We start from the raw sequence: 16,724 nt of genomic DNA, 5'->3' as shown, positions 1-16,724 counted from the left end.
AACTCCAGTTTGGTAGAGGTTCCGCGGCGGCCTGGTCGTTACGGTATTTGGTCTGGACCACTCACGTCAATGACCCGGATGCCCAGTCGACCGGCAGGAACCGGACCTCCGTCCCCGGCCGCGCCTGGCCGAGGAACCGCAGGTGGCCGGGGTCGACGACGCCGATGACGGGATAGCCGCCCGTCGTCGGGTGGTCGTTGAGGAAGACCACGGGCTGCCCGTCCGGCGGCACCTGCACCGAGCCGGTGATCATCCCCTCGCTGGGGATCTCCCCGTCACGACGATTCAGCTTCGTGCCGCCGAGCCGCGCGCCGACCCGGTTGCTGCGGTCGGAGACGGTCCAGGAGCCCTGCCGCAGCTGGGTTTCCGCGTTCTCGAACCAGTCGTCGCGCGGACCGAGGCGGATCGGGATGACCAACGCCGGCGGCGCCTCGTGCGGGGGTACGACGTCCGCGCCGGTGGCCGGGTTCGGTGGACCGAGTTCGAGGACGTCGTTGTCCCGCAAGGGGTCTGGACCGATTCCGGAGAGCAGGTCGGTGGAGCGGCTGCCCAGCTCCTCGGGGGCGTCGATGCCGCCGGAGAGCGCGAGGTAGGTGCGCAGCCCGGTGTCCGGCGTGCCGATCTCCAGGGTGTCGCCGGCCTTCAGGTGGACCGGGTGGTGCGAGTCGGCGAGCCTGCCGTTGACCCGGACCGCGACCGCCGGACCGGTGACGGCGATGGTGCAGCTCGCGTTCGCCTCGACCGCGAGGCCGCCCAGCAGCAGTTCCAGCCCCGCCGCGGTTTCGGGGTTGCCGACGAGGCGGTTGGCCAGCTTGAGCGAGTGCGGGTCGACCGCGCCGGACGGCGGGACGCCCAAGTGCGCATTGCCCGGCCGGCCGAGGTCTTGGACCAGCGCCTGCGGGCCGGTCCTGATGATCCTGACGGTGCGGCTCATGCGACCACGAACCTGACCTGGTCGCCGGGCTGCAGCAGCGCCGGGGTCTCGGCCCTCGGGTCGAAGAGCGTGATCTCGGTGCGGCCGATCAGCCGCCAGCCACCCGGTGTGGCTCGTGGGTAGGCGGCGGTGAACTCGCCCGCGATGCCGACCGAACCCTGCGGGACCTTGGTGCGCGGCGAGTCGAGCCGCGGCTGCCGGAGGACCTCCGGGAGGCCGGTCAGGTAGCCGAAGCCCGGCGCGAAGCCGCAGAACGCCACCTCGTAGGTGGCGGTGGTGTGGAGCTCGACGACCTCGTCGGCGGTGGTGCCGGCGGTCTCCGCCACCAGGTCGAGGTCCGGGCCGTCGTAGGTCACCGGGATGGTGATCTCGCGCGGGTGCGTGGCCGGGGCCTGGGTGAGGTCGACGGTCTTCAGGGCGGCCCTGATGCCGTGGAGGTCGCCCTTGGCCAGCACCGTCCGCGCGGCCGGGACCAGTTCCTCGATGCCGTCGACACCTTGGAGGGCGGCGCGGACGGCCGCGACCTCGGTCAGCGAGTCGACCTCGACCAGGAGGGCGTCGGTTCCGCAGCGCCGCAGCAGCATGAACCCATGTTACGGGGAATCGTGGGATCGTTGAACAATCCGACACGCTGATCGTTCAACAATCCCGCAATACGCTTGCAGGATTGTTGAACGATCGATGCCTGCATCCCGTGTTCTGCGGTCTGTGGTTCGTGGTCCGCGGCGGGTGCTCAGCCGACGATGCGCTTGAGGTGCGCCGACGCGTGCGGCTGCATCTCCTGGCCCATCATCGCGCGCTCCTCGACGTACGCGAGGTCGCCGTTCACCACGCCGTACAGGCGCTGCGACGCCTTCACGTCCTTGGCGCTCGCCGAGCGGATGACCGCGTCGGTCTCGAACTCCCAGGACGTCTGCGTGCGCACCTTGCCGTAGTACAGCTCGACGATGCCCGTGTTGTGCGTCAGCAGCAGCTCGATCGTGTCGTCCGCCTGCGGGCGCCAGAAACCCTGCTCGCGAGCGGCGGGCCGGATGACCTCGCCGGCCTCGTTGAGCAGCCAGCTGCGCGCCTCGTACACGAGGAACGGACGGCCGTCGTGGGCGAACGTGATCTGCTGGCCGAACCGGAACGGACCGTCGATCGTCGGGTAGACGACCTCGCCCTCGCCCCGCCACACGCCCACGAGGGGCAGCACACCCAGCAGGGCGTCGTTCAGGTTCGCGCCCTCGCGCAGGTTCGCCGTGTCCGCCGGGATCGGCATGTCGTCGAACTGCGGGAGGTTGCGCGCTCTGGTGGCGGCAGCTCGTTCCTCGGCCAGGCGGATGGCCTCGTCGCCGCTGGTCATCGCTGGTCGGAGTAGAGGCGGTAGACGACGTAGCCGGCGAACCACATAACGGCGATCGTCACTAGCACCAGGAGTCCGGTGAAGATGTGTTCCACGGGATGAGGATATCCCGGCTGGTTTGACGTGCAGGGTTGTGGTGGTGGAGGACACCGGTCCCGGGTCGTTTTGCGTTGGCGGGTGCCGGTTCTACTGCTCGGGGCTCTGCCCCGGACCCCGCCGATCTGATCCGAAGCCTGGGCCGGCGCCGTTGGTGGGTTGATGGCACGCCTGGTGCGTTGGGCGGCTGCCGGTTGCGTTGGTTCTTGCGTTGGTGGGGTGGCTTCGTCACGAGCCGGGCCGGAGCGAGCCACACCCGAGGAGGGGTGTCAACTCGACGAAGAGCGTGTCGAGTTGACACCCCTCCTCGGGCGCGGCCAGAGCTGAGGCACGACTCGTGACGAAGCCACCCCACCCGAGGTGTCTTGGAAGGACGGCTCGCCTTCGGCATCGCGGTGATCTGGGTGCGATGGCGCGCTGGGTTTGACTACTCGCCTTCGGCGTCGCGGTGATCTGGGTGTGGTGGCGCGCTGGGTTTGACTGCTCGCCTTCGGCGTCGCGGTGGTCTGGGTGCAACGGCGCGCTGGGTTTGACGGCTCGCCTTCGGCGTCGCGGTGGTCTGGGTGCGACGGCGCGCTGGGTCTGACGGCTCTCCTTCGGCGTCGCGCCAGCGGGGGTACGGCCCTGCGCCTGGTGGCTCGCCTCCGGCATCGCGACTGCCAGCCCGCCCTGCCTGCCCGCCCCGCGCCCCACCCCGGACGTGGAAGGCCCCGGCGGTGAGTCACCGCCGGGGCCTTCGCCCTACCGATCAGGTCTGCCTAGGCGACCGCGATCTCCACCGCGTGGACGCCGGGGCCGGAGGCCGACACGTCGGCCTGGCCGTTGCCCGTGCGGTGCAGGGCGCGGACGGTCCAGTTGCCGGGGGCGGCGAAGAAGCGGAAGTCGCCCTCGGGGGAGGTGACGACCTCTGCGGTGAACTCGCCGGTCGAGTCCAGCAGGCGGACGAAGGCGCCGCCCACCGGGGTGCCCTCGGAGAGGACCTTGCCCTCGAGGACCGTCTCCGTGGTCGAGACGTCGATCGAGCCGCCCTGGGCGGGGGCTCCGCATCCGTTGGTCATCAGGACTCCTTGCCGGAACCGAGCTCGATCGGCACGCCGATCAGCGAGCCGTACTCCGTCCAAGAACCGTCGTAGTTCTTGACGTCTTCGTGGCCGAGCAGCTCGCGCAGGGCGAACCAGGTGTGCGAGGAGCGCTCGCCGATGCGGCAGTACGCGATGGTCTTGCGGCTGCCGTCGAAGCCCGCCTCGGCGTAGAGCTCGCGGAGCTCCTCGTCGGACTTGAAGGTGCCGTCCTCGTTGGCCGCCTTCGACCACGGGACGTTGACGGCGGACGGGATGTGGCCGCCTCGCTGCGCCTGCTCCTGCGGGAGGTGGGCCGGGGCCAGGAGCTTGCCGGAGAACTCGTCGGGGGAGCGGACGTCGACGAGGTTCTTGTTGCCGATGGCCTCGACGACCTCGTCGCGGAACGCGCGGATCGAGAGGTCCTGCTCCTGCGCCTGGTACGAGGTGGCGGGGCGGGTCACCTCTTCCTTGTCGAGGGGGCGGCCGTCGAGCTCCCACTTCTTGCGGCCGCCGTCGAGCAGCTTCACGTTCTGGTGGCCGTAGAGCTTGAAGTACCAGTACGCGTAGGCCGCGAACCAGTTGTTGTTGCCGCCGTAGAGGATGACGGTGTCGTCGTTGGAGATGCCCTTGGCCGAGAGCAGCTTCTCGAAGCCCTCGCGGTCGACGAAGTCGCGGCGGACCGGGTCCTGGAGGTCGTTCTTCCAGTCGATCTTCACGGCTCCGGGGATGTGGCCGCCGTCGTACGCGGTGGTGTCCTCGTCGACCTCCGCGAACACGACGCCGGGCGTCTGGAGGTTCTCCTCGGACCAGGCGGCCGAGACCAGCACGTTCTCACGGCTCATGGGAAGTTGCTCCTGTAGTAGTGCGTGTCTTATTGCGGTCGAGCGAGGGCAGGCACGTGCCTGCGCAGCAGCAGGTACACCTCGCACCCGAGGCACAGGCCGACCGCCGCGTTCAGCAGCGCGGCGACCAGTGCGAAGCCGGTGGCCACCATGCCGAGCGTGGTGAGGCCGGTGGCGTAGCCGAGGGTGCCGATCAGGGCGAACACGAACCCGACGCCTTGCGCGAACCGCAGCGGGGCGGCTTCCTCGCGGTCGGTGGTCGGGGTCAGGCGCGGTTGGATCGCGTAGCGGTAGACGTGACCCCACGGGTTGAGCTTCAGCGAGATGAACGCGCACATCGCGAAGAGCACCGTCTGGGCGGCGAGGAGACGCCACCAGCCGGTGAGCAACACGATCGCGAGGATGGCTGTGGTCATCCAGGCGGAGAAGCGCGGTCCGCGAGGGTCTACAGGGTTGTCCTTGGGCACGACGACCTCCGGGCAGACGGACGAGTGGATTCAGTCCGGCAGAGGTGGCTGACGGGCGTCAAGCGGCCCGGGTCAGCTCGTCGTGCGACACAGGCTGCTGCGCGTGCGGCACAGGTCAACCGCGCGTCGCTTCGTGAGCAGCATGGTCATGCCAGCGAGGGTAGCCCTCAATCCCTCGGTGCGGGAGGTATGTCCACTTGGTGGAACAACGCAGGTTCACCCGACCGGCTCAGCGCAGATGCGGGCGCAGGGCTTCGAGCAACGAGTCGCGTTTCGGCACGCCGCCGACTCGCAACACCTCGGTGCCGTCGGCCGTCAGGGCGACCGTGGTGGGGGTGCGCAGGACGCCCAGCGACGCGGCGACCTCGGGGAGGTTCGTGACGTCCAGCTCGGCGTGCGTGAGGCCGTCGACGCGGTCGGCCAGGTCGCGCAGGACCACCTTCGCGTGCCGGCACGGCGCGCAGAACGTCGTGGAGAGCTGGACCAGCGTCACCCCCGGTGCGAGCAGGTCGCGCACGGGAGCGGGCAGGTCCGCCGACGGCTGGGCGCGGTGGGAGACGCGGCCCTCGCGGACCTTGAGCAGCACGCCGATCGCGCCGGCCGCGGCCAGCGCGCCCAGCAGCGCCCACACCCCTGTCACCGCTGCACCAGCGGCACGTCCGCGATCTCGCCGGACAGCTTGAACGAACCGCTCTCCACCTCGACGGCGGTGGGCGTCGCGCCGAACGGCAGCGTGCCGGGGTCGATCTTGATCGCGAGCGCCTGGCGGAGCTGCGGGACGATCTGCTTGAGCGAGGCGTCGTTCAGCTCGATGTCGTCGATGGTGATCTGGATCGAACCGCTGACCAGGGCGATCTGGCCGTACGCGGTGAGCGTGACGACCTTGCCGGCGACGTTGGTCTCGCCGGAGAGCTTGATCGCGGCCGTCGTCTTCGGGGCCGCGGGGTCCGCTGCCGCCGGTGCCGCGACGCGGTTGTCCGGCTCGATCGAGAGCTTGTCGAACGGCGTCACCTGGTTCGCCAGCCGGTTGAGGTCGAGCGCCTTGATCCGCACGCTGCCCCTGACGGTGTCGATGGTCGCCTTGGAGACGTTGCCCGCCAGCAGGTCCGACAGCTCGACGCGGGTGTGCAGCAGGTCCGCCTCGACGTCGAGGTCGCGCAGGTCGACGCCCTGCTGCTCGTTGCGGATCGGCACGCCGTACGCGCGGATCTCCACGTGCCGGTAGTCGCCGCGCAACGCCTGCAGCGTGAACGGGAAGCCGTTGATGCGCACCGACGGGTCCTCGCTGAGCTGCAGCTTCTCCCGCATCCGCTGGGCGATCTGGTACTCGCCCGCCGCGGCCAGCGCGAAGTCGGCCGCCACGAGCAGCACGCCCAGGACGATCACCGTGATGACGAGGAACTTCCCGCGCCGAGACTTCTTCTTCCGCGGCCGTGCAGGAGTGTGCGCAGTCATCCCTCGTCCTCGACGTTGCCGGCGATCCAGGTCGCCATCCGGTCTACCAGGTCAGGAGTCGCCGCCGACTCCGCGTGCCGCATGCCGGGCTCGATCCACAACTCGGCATGTCCGCAGGACGCGCGGTGCAGGGACCTGGCGTGCTCCACGGAGAAATAGTGGTCCAGGTCACCGTGCACGATCAGCAGTGGGGTGGGCGTGATGCGGGCGACCACCTCCAGCGGACTCTCCGGCGCCTGTACCCAGCCGTCGCCGAGCCGAACCCCCATCGCCCGCGCGGCGAGCTTGCCGTGCGGCTGCTCGAGCAGCCAGTGCACCCGGCGCATGGGAGCGGTCTCCCGGGACCACCACCGGGCGGGCCCGCTCACCGCGACGACGGCGTCCGGCCTGGTGGCGCCGAGAGCGGCGTGCCGGAGCACGATCGAGGCGCCCATCGAGAACCCGATCGTGGCGACCTTCGAGTACCCGAGCTCCCGCGCCTTGAGCACGGCCGCCTCGACGTCGTGGACCTCGTCGGTGCCGACCGTGGAGCGGCCGCCGGAGCGTCCGTGACCGCGGAAGTCGAACGCGACGACCCCGGCCCGGCGGGCCAGCCGGGCCAGCACCCGCGCCACGTACGGCTTGCGCACGTTGTTCGTGAACCCGTGTCCCACAACGAAAGCGAGGTCGCCGTCACCCCTGTGGTGGACGCCGTGCAGGCGCACTCCGTCGTGTGACACGGATGTAACAGGCATGACGTCTGTGGAAACAAGTGTGAGCACGGCTTCTTGACCTGGGACTTTCTGGGGGTGCACCGGTATCGTCTCCGTCATCCGCAGGCAACGGGGCCCGGTCACCGTACGCCGCTGGTCTGGTCGAGGTGACCGTCCACGGCCGATTTGGAGGGCGCCGCGATGAGCATCGACGTGCTTCTGCTGACGACAGACCCGGACCCGGAGGCGGTGCTCCCCGCGCTGGCTCTGCTCCCCCACGCCGTGCGGCCGCTGCGCCCGGAGGTCTCCGCGCTCCTCGAAGCCGGCCCGCACGACATCGTGCTGGTGGACGCCCGCACCGACCTCGTCGGCGCCCGGTCGCTGTGCCGCCTGCTCGACTCGTCCGGCGTGGACGTCCCCGTGGTGGCCGTGGTCACCGAGGGCTGCCTCGTCGCGGTGAACTCCGACTGGTCGGTCGACGAGATCCTGCTGCCGAACTCCGGCCCGGCCGAGGTCGACGCCCGCCTGCGCCTGGTGCGCTCGCGCCGCGGCACGACCCAGCCCGGTGGCGACGGCGCGCTGCAGCTCGGCGACCTCGTGATCGACGAGGCCACCTACACCGCGCGCCTCAAGGGCCGTCCGCTCGACCTCACCTACAAGGAGTTCGAGCTGCTCAAGTACCTCGCGCAGCACGCGGGCCGGGTGTTCACCCGCGCGCAGCTGCTGCAGGAGGTCTGGGGCTACGACTTCTTCGGCGGCACCAGGACGGTCGACGTCCACGTGCGACGGCTGCGCGCGAAGCTCGGCCCCGAGCACGAGGCGCTGATCGGCACGGTCCGCAACGTGGGCTACAAGTTCGTCCGCCCGCCGCGTCCCGGTTCGTCCCGCCGCCCGGCCGACATCGCCGAGGTGGAGATCGACGACTCCGCTCGCGTCCTGGATGATCGTTTGATCGCGCGGTAGGTTCGCCTGTGTGGCGCAACTGAGCTGGTTCGAGGAGCTGGCGGCCGACCAGGCCGCCGAGGTGACGGGGCTGCTGGAGGCGGCCGGGAGCACCGACGGCGTGGCACCGGTCGGCGAGGCCGTGCGGCTGAGGATGCGTCCCGGCGCGCAGGGCAGCCGCCACCTCCTCGCGCACCTGAACGGCGAGCTCGCCGGGTACGCGCACGTCGACCTCGTCGGCGACTCCGGCGGCAACAAGGTCGCCGAGCTCGCCGTGCACCCGAAGCACCGCCATCAGGGTGTGGGCGAGGCGCTGGTCAAGGCGCTGCCCCAGGAGTCGCTGCGCATCTGGGCGCACGGCGGCCACCCGGACGCCGAGAGGCTGGCGGCCAAGCTCGGCTTCCGCAAGGTGCGCGAGCTGCTGCGGATGCGGCTGCGCGTCGAGAACGACCTCCCGGAGCCCGAGCTGCCCGAGGGCATCACCATCCGGCCGTTCGTGCCCGGTCAGGACGAGGCCGCGGTCGTCTACGTGAACCACCGCGCGTTCGACTGGCACCCCGAGCAGGGCTCCATGTCGATCGAGGACGTCCGCGCCAAGGAAGAAGAGGACTGGTTCGACCCCGAGGGGTTCCTCCTGGCGTTCGACGGCGACGGCAGGCTGGCGGGCTTCCACTGGACGAAGGTGCACACGCCCGAGCTGGGCGAGGTCTACGTCGTGGGCGTCGACCCGGACAGCCAGGGCGGTGGTCTCGGGAGGGCGCTGACCCTCGCGGGCCTGCGCCACCTGCGCGAACAGGGCGTCAAGGAAGTCATGCTCTACGTCGAGGCGGACAACGCTGCCGCGGTCCGCGTCTACACGAAGCTCGGCTTCACCCTGTGGGACGCCGACGTCCAGTACGCCCGGTAGTCAACGTACCGTCACAATACGCATACGCCCTGGTCACGCAGTCACTCGTTCGGCCGTGTGACCCGTCACTTCCCGTCCTGTGTTCACCTCCCGTTCACCCTGTCTAGGTGGGTTGTCCATTCTGGCTACCTACCTTCCGTAGCGAGCGGCGGCGTCCGTCGCGAAACCGCTACTGCTTTCCGCAAGGTGGAGGACCAAAGTGAAGATCCAGCGGCACGGTGCCGTGCTCGGCCTCGTCGCGGCCAGCGCGCTGCTGCTCGGTGCATGTGGCAGTGACAACAACGCGCCGGCGGGTGGCAACAACACCACGTCGAACGCTGCCTCCGTCCCGGTCGAGTGCGGTGGCAAGACCAAGCTCAACGCTGAGGGCTCCTCCGCGCAGAAGAACGCGGTCGACGCGTTCGTCCAGGCCTACCAGGCCGCCTGCCCCGGTGTGGACCTCGCGTACAACCCCTCCGGCTCCGGTGCGGGCGTGAAGAACTTCAACGCCGGCCAGGTCGACTTCGGTGGTTCGGACTCCGCCCTCAAGGAAGGCGCCGAGACCGAGGCCGCCGCCAAGCGCTGCCAGAGCAACCCGGCGTGGAACCTCCCGCTGGTCTTCGGCCCCGTCGCCATCGGCTACAAGGTGTCCGGTGTGGACAGCCTCGTGCTGGACGCCAAGACCACCGCCGCGATCTTCTCCGGTGCGGTCAAGAAGTGGAACGACCCGGCCATCAAGGCGCTGAACGGCTCCGCAACCCTGCCGGACAAGGACATCGCGGTCATCTACCGCTCGGACGAGTCGGGCACCACCGACAACTTCCAGAAGTACCTCAAGGTCGCCGGTGGCTGGACCAAGGGTGACGGCAAGCAGTTCAAGGGCGGTGTCGGCGAGGGCAAGGAGAAGTCCGCCGGTGTCGCGCAGGCCGTCGGCTCCATCGACGGTGCGATCACCTACGTCGAGTGGTCGTTCGCGCAGGACAACAAGCTGTCGATCGCCAAGATCGACTCCGGTGCCGGCGCCGTCGAGCTGACCGCCGAGTCGGCCGGCAAGGCGATCGACGAGGCCAAGATCAAGGGTCAGGGCAACGACCTCGTCCTCGACCTCGACTCGATCTACGGCTCCAAGGCCGCCGGTGCGTACCCGCTGCTCCTCGCGACCTACGAGATCGTCTGCTCCAAGGGCTACGACGCCGACACCGCGAAGGCCGTCAAGGCGTTCCTGACCGTCGCCGCCACCTCGGGCCAGGCGCAGCTCGCCGAGGCCGGCTACGTGCCGCTGCCCAAGGCGTTCCAGGAGAAGCTGCTGACCGCTGTGAAGGCGATCGCCTGAGCTTGATGCGACACTTCGACCAACGCTGACGCGATGAACGATCCCGTCGTGGCCAGGCGCCCCGCCCGCTCCGGTGAACCCGGAGCGGAGCGGGGCGTCGCGGCTGCTCCCCACGCCTCGGAGGCTCCGATTCTCCCGACACCGGAAGCTCCAGAAACCCCAAAGGCACCGCACGTTCGGCCCGGTGACCGCATCTTCCGCGGCCTGGCGACGGGATCCGGTGTCTTCATCGTCGCGCTCATCGGTGCGATCGGCCTGTTCCTGATCGTGCAGGCGATCCCGTCGCTCGGGCTGGACAACGTCAACTTCCTGACCAGCCGCGAGTGGAACACCTCGAACCCGGAGGACCTGCGGTTCGGCATCCTCGACCTGCTGCTGGTCACCGTGGTGGTCTCGATCCTGGCGCTGCTGATCGCCATGCCGATCGCGCTGGGCATCGCCCTGTTCCTCACGCAGTACGCGCCGCGCAACCTCGCCCGGCCGTTCGCGTACGTCATCGACCTGCTGGCCGCAGTCCCCTCGATCGTCTTCGGCCTGTGGGGCCTGTTCGTGCTCGGCCCGGAGCTCTACCCGGTCTCGCAGTGGCTGGTCGACAACCTCGGCTGGTTCCCGCTGTTCGCCAAGGGCAACGTGAACCTGCAGCTCGGCGCCACCGTCTTCACCGCGGGCATCGTCGTCGCCGTGATGATCCTGCCGATCATCACGGCCGTCAGCCGCGAGGTCTTCGAACGCACGCCCACGATGCACATCGAGGGCGCCATCGCGCTCGGCGCGACCAAGTGGGAGGTCGTCCGCACGACCGTCCTGCCGTTCGGCAAGGCGGGGTACGTCAGCGCCTCGATGCTCGGCCTCGGCCGCGCGCTCGGCGAGACCATCGCGGTCATGATCATCCTGAGCACCGCGACCTCGGCGTTCGGCTGGTCGCTCTTCGACGGCGGTGCCACCTTCGCCTCGAAGATCGCGCTGGCCGCACCGGAGTTCAACGACCCGCGCTCGGCCGGCGCCTACATCGCCGCCGGTCTGGTGCTGTTCGTGCTGACCTTCGTCGTGAACGCCATCGCGCGCTCGATCGTCGCCGGCCACAAGGAGTACGAGTGAGCACGAACCTCGCCGACCCGACGCGCCTCGCGACGCCGCCGACGTTCCAGTCGGTCAGCGTCTCCCGCCGGATCAAGAACGGCCTCGCCACCGGCCTCGTCTGGGGCGCGTTCCTGGTCGCCATCGTCCCGCTGGTGTGGGTGCTCTACACCGTGCTCGAGCGCGGCTTCCCGGTCATCCTCGACGGGGACTGGTGGCAGAAGTCGCTGTCCGGCCTGCTCGCCCGCCAGGAGGGCGGCGGCGCATACCACGCGATCTACGGCACCCTGGTACAGGGTCTCATCTGCGCCGTCATCTCCGTGCCGATCGGCATCATGATCGCGATCTACCTCGTCGAGTACGGCGGCCGCTCCAAGCTGGCGAAGTCCACGACGTTCATGGTCGACATCCTCACCGGTGTGCCGTCGATCGTCGCGGCGCTGTTCGTCTACACGGTGTGGATCACCTACGCGGGCTTCGGCCGCAGCGCGTTCGCCGTGTCGCTCGCCCTGGTGCTGCTGATGGTCCCGGTCGTCGTGCGCACGACCGAGGAAATGCTCAAGATCGTCCCGGACGAGCTGCGCGAGGCCTCCTACGCGCTCGGCATCCCGAAGTGGAAGACGATCGTCAAGATCGTCATCCCGACGGCCCTGTCCGGCATCCTGACCGGCATCATGCTGGCCCTCGCCCGCGTCATGGGTGAGACCGCACCGGTGCTCGTGCTCGCCGCGTACGCCCCGTACATCAACTACAACCTCTTCGACGGCCCCATGGCGTCGCTGCCGTTGATGATGGTGAACGAGCGGAACAACCCGACGCAGGCGGGCTTCGAGCGCCTGTGGGGCGCGGCGATCACGCTCGTGCTGATCATCACCCTGTTCAACCTGCTGGCGACCGTGATCTCGCGGACGCTGGCGCCGAAGACGAAGTGAGCGGGCGGACATGGCCAAGCGACTCGACATCAAGGACCTGAACCTCTTCTACGGCAAGTTCCACGCCGTGGAGAACGTCTCGCTCGCGGTGCCGCCGAAGAACGTCACCGCGTTCATCGGCCCCTCCGGCTGCGGCAAGTCGACCGTGCTGCGGTCGCTCAACCGCATGCACGAGGTCGCCCCCGGCGCCCGCGTCGAGGGCAAGGTGCTGCTCGACGGCGAGGACATCTACGCGTCCACTGTGGACCCGGTCGAGGTGCGCCGCACCATCGGCATGGTGTTCCAGCGCCCCAACCCGTTCCCCACGATGTCCATTCGCGACAACGTGGTGGCCGGGCTGCGGCTCGCGGGCATGAAGGACAAGAAGAAGCTCGACGAGGTGGCGGAGCGCTCGCTGCGCGGCGCCAACCTCTGGAACGAGGTCAAGGACCGGCTCGACAAGCCGGGCGGCGGCCTCTCCGGTGGTCAGCAGCAGCGCCTGTGCATCGCCCGCGCCATCGCGGTGCAGCCCGACCTGCTGCTCATGGACGAGCCCTGCTCGGCCCTGGACCCGATCTCCACGCTGGCGATCGAGGACCTGATCACCGAGCTGAAGAAGGAGTACACGATCGTCATCGTGACCCACAACATGCAGCAGGCGGCGCGCGTGTCCGACCAGACCGCGTTCTTCAACCTGCTGGGTGTCGGTCAGCCGGGACAGCTGATCGAGGTGGACGACACGGAGAAGATCTTCTCCAACCCCGGCCAGAAGGCGACCGAGGACTACATCTCCGGCCGGTTCGGCTAAATTCCTGGGCGTGAGCCCGCAGAGCAAGTCGCGCAAGCGCAAGCAAGGCAAGGCACCCGGCCGCCGGCAGGAGCAGCAGTCCCCGTACGGGGCGCTGCTCGAGTCGGCGGCCGCGCTGCGTTCGGAGTCGTGGCTGCTCGCGGACGCCTGGGCGAGCGAGCTCTACGCCACGCTCTGGCTCGCCGGCTCCGGCCACACGCCGATGGTCGAGGCCTTGAAGGCGATGGACGACCCGGCGGCGCTCACCGCGCTGCGCGCGCTGTCCGGCGTGGGCTCCGCCGAGCACAGGGCCGAGGCGTTCGAGGCCGCGCAGGCCGTCGCGGCCCGCGGCGTCGCCGAGCCGGACTGGTACGTCCCGGGCGCCGTCTCCGACTTCCGCGACGCCTTCCTCGTCACGAACCTGCTGGGCGACGTGGAGGTCATCGCGATCACCCAGGAACGCGCCGGTGTGGGCGAGACCGTGCTGTTCATGCGCCAGCCGGTGCTCGGGGCCACCGCGATCGAGCTGTTCTCGACGCCGGACGAGGGCACCGTGGCGCTGCTGGAGGACATGATCGCCTCCACCCCGGACGCGTTCCGAGACGAGATCACCCCGCTCAGCGCCTCCGGCGTCTACGACCGCGTGTGGCCGGACGTCGAGCAGTTCTGGGCGGACGGGCCCGACGAGGAGGCCGAGGAAGGCCTCATGGGCGACGAGGACGTGCGGCACCCCGTCCAGCTGATCGCCCTCGCCGACGCCCGCGTCAGCGCGCTGGTGCCGAGCGAGTACCAGATCCCCGTCATCGGTCCGGAGAGGACGGACGAGGTCGTCGAGGCGTTCCTGGCCTCACAGCACGGGATCGCCGACACCGAGGCCGCGCGGGCGTTCGCGCGGATCGTCGTCTCCGCAGCGGTGGAGCAGAACCGCGACCCCGTGGTGTACGGGCCCGCGTCGCTCACCGCGGTGCTGATCCTCAACGTGGCCGCGAAGCTGCACGTGTCCGAAGAGGACCTGGCCCTGCTGCCGGACCTGGTGCGGGCCTGGGCGTACTTCACCGTGGACGCACGGGATCTGCCGCGCGACGAGGCGCGGGCGGCGTGGGACGAAGAACTGCCCACCGTGCTCGCCGAGTTCTCCGAGGCCTACGCCGATCCGGAGCTCGCGGCGGAACGCGATGGGCAGTTTCGCTGAGTGAGCGGCGCTCTCAGAGGTTCTCGTCGCCACCGTAGCCGGGCATCCGGCCGGTGACGACGAAGACCGTGCGCTTGGCGACCGACACGGCGTGGTCGCCGTAGCGCTCGTAGAAGCGGCCGAGCAGCGTCACGTCCACCGCGGCGGGGACGCCGTGCTGCCACTCCTTGTCCATGATGACGGAGAACAGGTGGCGGTGGATGTCGTCCATCGCGTCGTCCTCTTCTTCGAGGCTGCGCGCGCGGTCGACGTCCTTCTCGCGGATGATCTCCGCGGCCTCGTTCGCGAGCTTGACCGCGATCTGGCCCATCTCGGAGAAGTACGGCCGCACGTCCTCGGGCAGCGCCGACGCCGGGTGGCGGCGGCGGGCGGCCTTGGCGACGTGCAGGGCCAGGTCGCCCATCCGCTCGACGCTCTCGGCGGCGTGGATGACCGCCAGCACGGTGCGCAGGTCGGTCGCGACCGGTGCCTGCAGCGCGAGCAGCGCGTACGACTGCTCCTCGATGCTGGAGCGGACGTCGTCGACCTTCTGGTCGCCGCTGATGACCTGCTCCGCCAAGCCGAGGTCGGCCTGCAGCAGGGCGGCGGTCGCGTTCTGCATCGCCTCGGCGACCATGCCGGTCATGTCGGCCAGCTGGTCGGCGAGCTGTTCTAGCTGGTCGTGGTAGGCCTCGCGCATGGCGCTCAGCCTACGTCCCGACCACCGCGGCAGCGACATCGAAGGATGAACCGGAGGTGAACCCCCGGCGAATCACTTCGCCGCGCACGGGTCCTGCGCGGCGTTCACCACGGCGAAGTCGCCGCCGGGCTGCTGGGTCTGGCCCTGGTTGGTGCCGGCGGGGGTGCCCGCCTTCGGGGAGACGATCTTCTCGTCGAAGTTCGCACCGATGATCAACTGGACGGCGCCCCCCATCTCGGGTGCCTCCACCAGTTCCGCGATGGGCACGGCGGCCTTGAGCGTCGCCGCCTTGTTCTCGTTGCCCTTCGCGTACCTGATGATCGTCTTCGGTGCGCGCTCCGGCGCGTTGTCCCGCTTGGCGATCTTGAAGCCCTGCTGCTCCAACCCGTTCGACGTCCTGGCGACGGCGCCGCCGTTCGTCGGGTCGCCGTTGAGGACCTGGATGGAGATCTCCTTGGGGTCGATCACCGTGCCGGGCTGCGGGGCCGCGGGATTCGCGTCCCCCGGCTTGGCGTCGACGGGCTTCTCCTGCGGCAGCGGCGTTCCGTCGATGATCGTCTGGAACAACGCCTTGACGTCGTCGTCCTTCAGCCGCTCGATGTTGTCGTCCGGGATGTCGATCAGCTTGTTGTCGTCGGTCCAGTGCGGCATCGTCACGAACGAGACGCGTCCCGCGTCGAGGCTCTGCAACGAGTTCGCGAGCTCCAGCAGCGAGGCCACGTCGATGTTGTCGCCGACGGTGGAACTGGTGAGGGCGTTGATGAAGTTGTTCAGCTTGGTGGGGCTGAGCAACACCTCGTTCGACAACGACTGGCGCAGCATCGCGGACAGGAAACCCTGCTGGCGCTTGATGCGGTCGAAGTCCGTGCCACCGTCGCCGATGACCTTGCGCGCGCGGACGTACTGCAGCGCCTGGTCTCCCTTGAGCAGGTGCTTGCCCGGCTTGTCGATGACGACGCCGAGCTCACCGTCGACGATCTTCGTCGGCGTGCAGATCTCCACGCCGCCGATCGCCGTCGACATCTCGCGGAAGCCGTTGAAGTCGATGCTGACGAAGTGGTTGATCTTGAGTCCGGACAGCTGCGTCATCATGTTGGCGACGCACTCGGGCCCACCGTCGTTGTAGACGGAGTTCGCCATGACCTCTTCCTCGGGCGCCAGCGGACCGCCGTACTGCCCGGTGTCCGGGTTCCAGCTGCGGCACGCGGGCCGGTCGACGCGCACGTCACGCGGCAGCGACACGACGACCATGCGCTTCCGGTCGGCCGGGATGTGCGCGAGCATCAGCACGTCCGAGCGCGCGCCACCCTCCTGCGCCTGCGTTCCGACGTTGTCACCCGCCTTCGCGCCCGCCCTGGTGTCCGAGCCGACCAGCAGGAAGTTCTCGTCACCGAGCTGCTTCTCGGCCTGCTGCACCGCCTGCGAGTTGCCGCCGAGCGCGTCGATCTTCTGGATCTTGGAGTCGGCCCACTTCATCGCGCTCCAGCCGATGCCGGTCGACGCGAAGATCACGGAGGCGGCGGCGATCGCGCCGATCCGCGCGGTGCGCATCCACTTGCGCTGCTGGGCCGTGCGGCCCACGACCCGCGGCTCGCCGGTCTCGTCGTCGACGACCACCGGGTCGGCGAACTGGGTCGCCTCCTCGTCGGGATCGTCCTCGTCCTTGACCCACGGCATGAGCTTGGCGCGCCGCTCCTTGCGCTGGCGCTCCTGCTCGAGCAGTTCGTCGTGCACCGCGGAGAACCGCGCGAGGGTGTGGTCGACCTCGCGGCGCTTCTTCACGTCCTCGCCGATGGCCTCCATCTCGGTGGTGAGGCTCATCGGGTCCATGTCTTCGCGCTTCTCGACCTTGGCCACACCCGCCGCGGGGGCGATCTGGGTGGCTTCGGGTCCCGGCCCGTCGACCTGGGTCTCCTCCGCCGGAGTGGGCGCGTCCGACGGCGCGCCGAGCCGGTTGGAGAGGGCGGGGGGCATCGGGCGCGGACCGCTCGACTCCGCCCGCGGGGGCATCGGCCGGGGGCCGCT

The 16,724-nt window shown here is 69.5% G+C and carries 19 protein-coding genes; 7 read left to right on the top strand and 12 right to left on the bottom strand.

The window, feature by feature from the left end; translation table 11 throughout:
* Positions 1 to 61 precede the first annotated feature (61 nt).
* From L6E10_RS18615 to L6E10_RS18575, 10 genes are all read right to left on the bottom strand, one after another.
* On the bottom strand, positions 62 to 934 hold the full coding sequence (locus L6E10_RS18615) for a biotin-dependent carboxyltransferase family protein (RefSeq protein WP_236220754.1): 873 nt from the start codon (positions 932 to 934) through the stop codon (positions 62 to 64).
* Entirely contained in the window at positions 931 to 1,518 is a 588-nt protein-coding gene (gene pxpB, locus L6E10_RS18610; protein ID WP_236220753.1) for a 5-oxoprolinase subunit PxpB, read from the bottom strand. The genes L6E10_RS18615 and pxpB overlap by 4 nt, the downstream gene beginning before the upstream one ends.
* A 149-nt stretch (positions 1,519 to 1,667) precedes the next feature.
* A complete protein-coding gene (locus L6E10_RS18605) occupies positions 1,668 to 2,279 on the bottom strand; it encodes an FABP family protein (protein WP_090102320.1) in 612 nt (203 codons plus the stop codon).
* An 854-nt stretch (positions 2,280 to 3,133) separates the two neighbouring features.
* Positions 3,134 to 3,433, bottom strand: a complete 300-nt coding sequence (locus tag L6E10_RS18600; protein WP_236220752.1) for a DUF1416 domain-containing protein — start codon at positions 3,431 to 3,433, stop codon at positions 3,134 to 3,136.
* Positions 3,433 to 4,278, bottom strand: a complete 846-nt coding sequence (locus L6E10_RS18595; protein ID WP_090102316.1) for a sulfurtransferase — start codon at positions 4,276 to 4,278, stop codon at positions 3,433 to 3,435. The genes L6E10_RS18600 and L6E10_RS18595 overlap by 1 nt, the downstream gene beginning before the upstream one ends.
* Positions 4,279 to 4,307: 29 nt before the next feature.
* On the bottom strand, positions 4,308 to 4,745 hold the full coding sequence (locus L6E10_RS18590; protein WP_308102815.1) for a DUF4395 domain-containing protein: 438 nt from the start codon (positions 4,743 to 4,745) through the stop codon (positions 4,308 to 4,310).
* Between the two features lie 72 nt (positions 4,746 to 4,817).
* On the bottom strand, positions 4,818 to 4,889 hold the full coding sequence (locus L6E10_RS41210) for a putative leader peptide (RefSeq protein ID WP_374237096.1): 72 nt from the start codon (positions 4,887 to 4,889) through the stop codon (positions 4,818 to 4,820).
* A gap of 85 nt (positions 4,890 to 4,974) precedes the next feature.
* Positions 4,975 to 5,385, bottom strand: a complete 411-nt coding sequence (locus tag L6E10_RS18585; protein ID WP_236220750.1) for a thioredoxin family protein — start codon at positions 5,383 to 5,385, stop codon at positions 4,975 to 4,977.
* Positions 5,382 to 6,200, bottom strand: a complete 819-nt coding sequence (locus L6E10_RS18580) for a DUF2993 domain-containing protein (protein WP_236220749.1) — start codon at positions 6,198 to 6,200, stop codon at positions 5,382 to 5,384. The genes L6E10_RS18585 and L6E10_RS18580 overlap by 4 nt, the downstream gene beginning before the upstream one ends.
* Positions 6,197 to 6,919, bottom strand: a complete 723-nt coding sequence (locus L6E10_RS18575; protein WP_236220748.1) for an alpha/beta hydrolase — start codon at positions 6,917 to 6,919, stop codon at positions 6,197 to 6,199. The genes L6E10_RS18580 and L6E10_RS18575 overlap by 4 nt, the downstream gene beginning before the upstream one ends.
* Positions 6,920 to 7,093: 174 nt before the next feature.
* On the opposite strand from L6E10_RS18575, the gene L6E10_RS18570 reads away from it, so the two are divergent.
* From L6E10_RS18570 to L6E10_RS18540, 7 genes are all read left to right on the top strand, one after another.
* Positions 7,094 to 7,855 carry a response regulator transcription factor gene (locus L6E10_RS18570; RefSeq protein ID WP_236220747.1) on the top strand — a complete coding sequence of 254 codons (762 nt, stop codon included), beginning with the start codon at positions 7,094 to 7,096 and terminating at the stop codon, positions 7,853 to 7,855.
* A 10-nt stretch (positions 7,856 to 7,865) separates the two neighbouring features.
* Entirely contained in the window at positions 7,866 to 8,741 is an 876-nt protein-coding gene (mshD, locus tag L6E10_RS18565; RefSeq protein WP_374236936.1) for a mycothiol synthase, read from the top strand.
* Positions 8,742 to 8,940: 199 nt separating this feature from the next.
* Complete coding sequence (pstS, locus tag L6E10_RS18560) at positions 8,941 to 10,053, top strand: phosphate ABC transporter substrate-binding protein PstS (RefSeq protein WP_236220746.1); 1,113 nt, start codon at positions 8,941 to 8,943, stop codon at positions 10,051 to 10,053.
* A gap of 33 nt (positions 10,054 to 10,086) precedes the next feature.
* Complete coding sequence (pstC, locus tag L6E10_RS18555) at positions 10,087 to 11,151, top strand: phosphate ABC transporter permease subunit PstC (RefSeq protein WP_236220745.1); 1,065 nt, start codon at positions 10,087 to 10,089, stop codon at positions 11,149 to 11,151.
* Positions 11,148 to 12,062, top strand: a complete 915-nt coding sequence (gene pstA / locus L6E10_RS18550) for a phosphate ABC transporter permease PstA (protein ID WP_236220744.1) — start codon at positions 11,148 to 11,150, stop codon at positions 12,060 to 12,062. The genes pstC and pstA overlap by 4 nt, the downstream gene beginning before the upstream one ends.
* Positions 12,063 to 12,072: 10 nt before the next feature.
* Positions 12,073 to 12,849, top strand: a complete 777-nt coding sequence (pstB, locus tag L6E10_RS18545; RefSeq protein ID WP_236220743.1) for a phosphate ABC transporter ATP-binding protein PstB — start codon at positions 12,073 to 12,075, stop codon at positions 12,847 to 12,849.
* Between the two features lie 10 nt (positions 12,850 to 12,859).
* Positions 12,860 to 14,020, top strand: a complete 1,161-nt coding sequence (locus L6E10_RS18540; protein ID WP_236220742.1) for a hypothetical protein — start codon at positions 12,860 to 12,862, stop codon at positions 14,018 to 14,020.
* A gap of 13 nt (positions 14,021 to 14,033) precedes the next feature.
* Here the strand turns inward: L6E10_RS18540 and phoU are convergent, their stop codons facing one another.
* A complete protein-coding gene (phoU, locus tag L6E10_RS18535) occupies positions 14,034 to 14,699 on the bottom strand; it encodes a phosphate signaling complex protein PhoU (RefSeq protein ID WP_236220741.1) in 666 nt (221 codons plus the stop codon).
* Positions 14,700 to 14,771: 72 nt separating this feature from the next.
* Positions 14,772 to 16,724, bottom strand: a 1,953-nt coding sequence (locus L6E10_RS18530) for an LCP family protein (RefSeq protein ID WP_236220740.1), incomplete at its 5' end; no start/stop codon positions are given.

This window comes from Lentzea sp. CC55 (assembly GCF_021056325.1).
Lineage (GTDB): Bacteria > Actinomycetota > Actinomycetes > Mycobacteriales > Pseudonocardiaceae > Lentzea > Lentzea jiangxiensis.
This window is presented reverse-complemented; position numbering and strand designations above follow the sequence as displayed.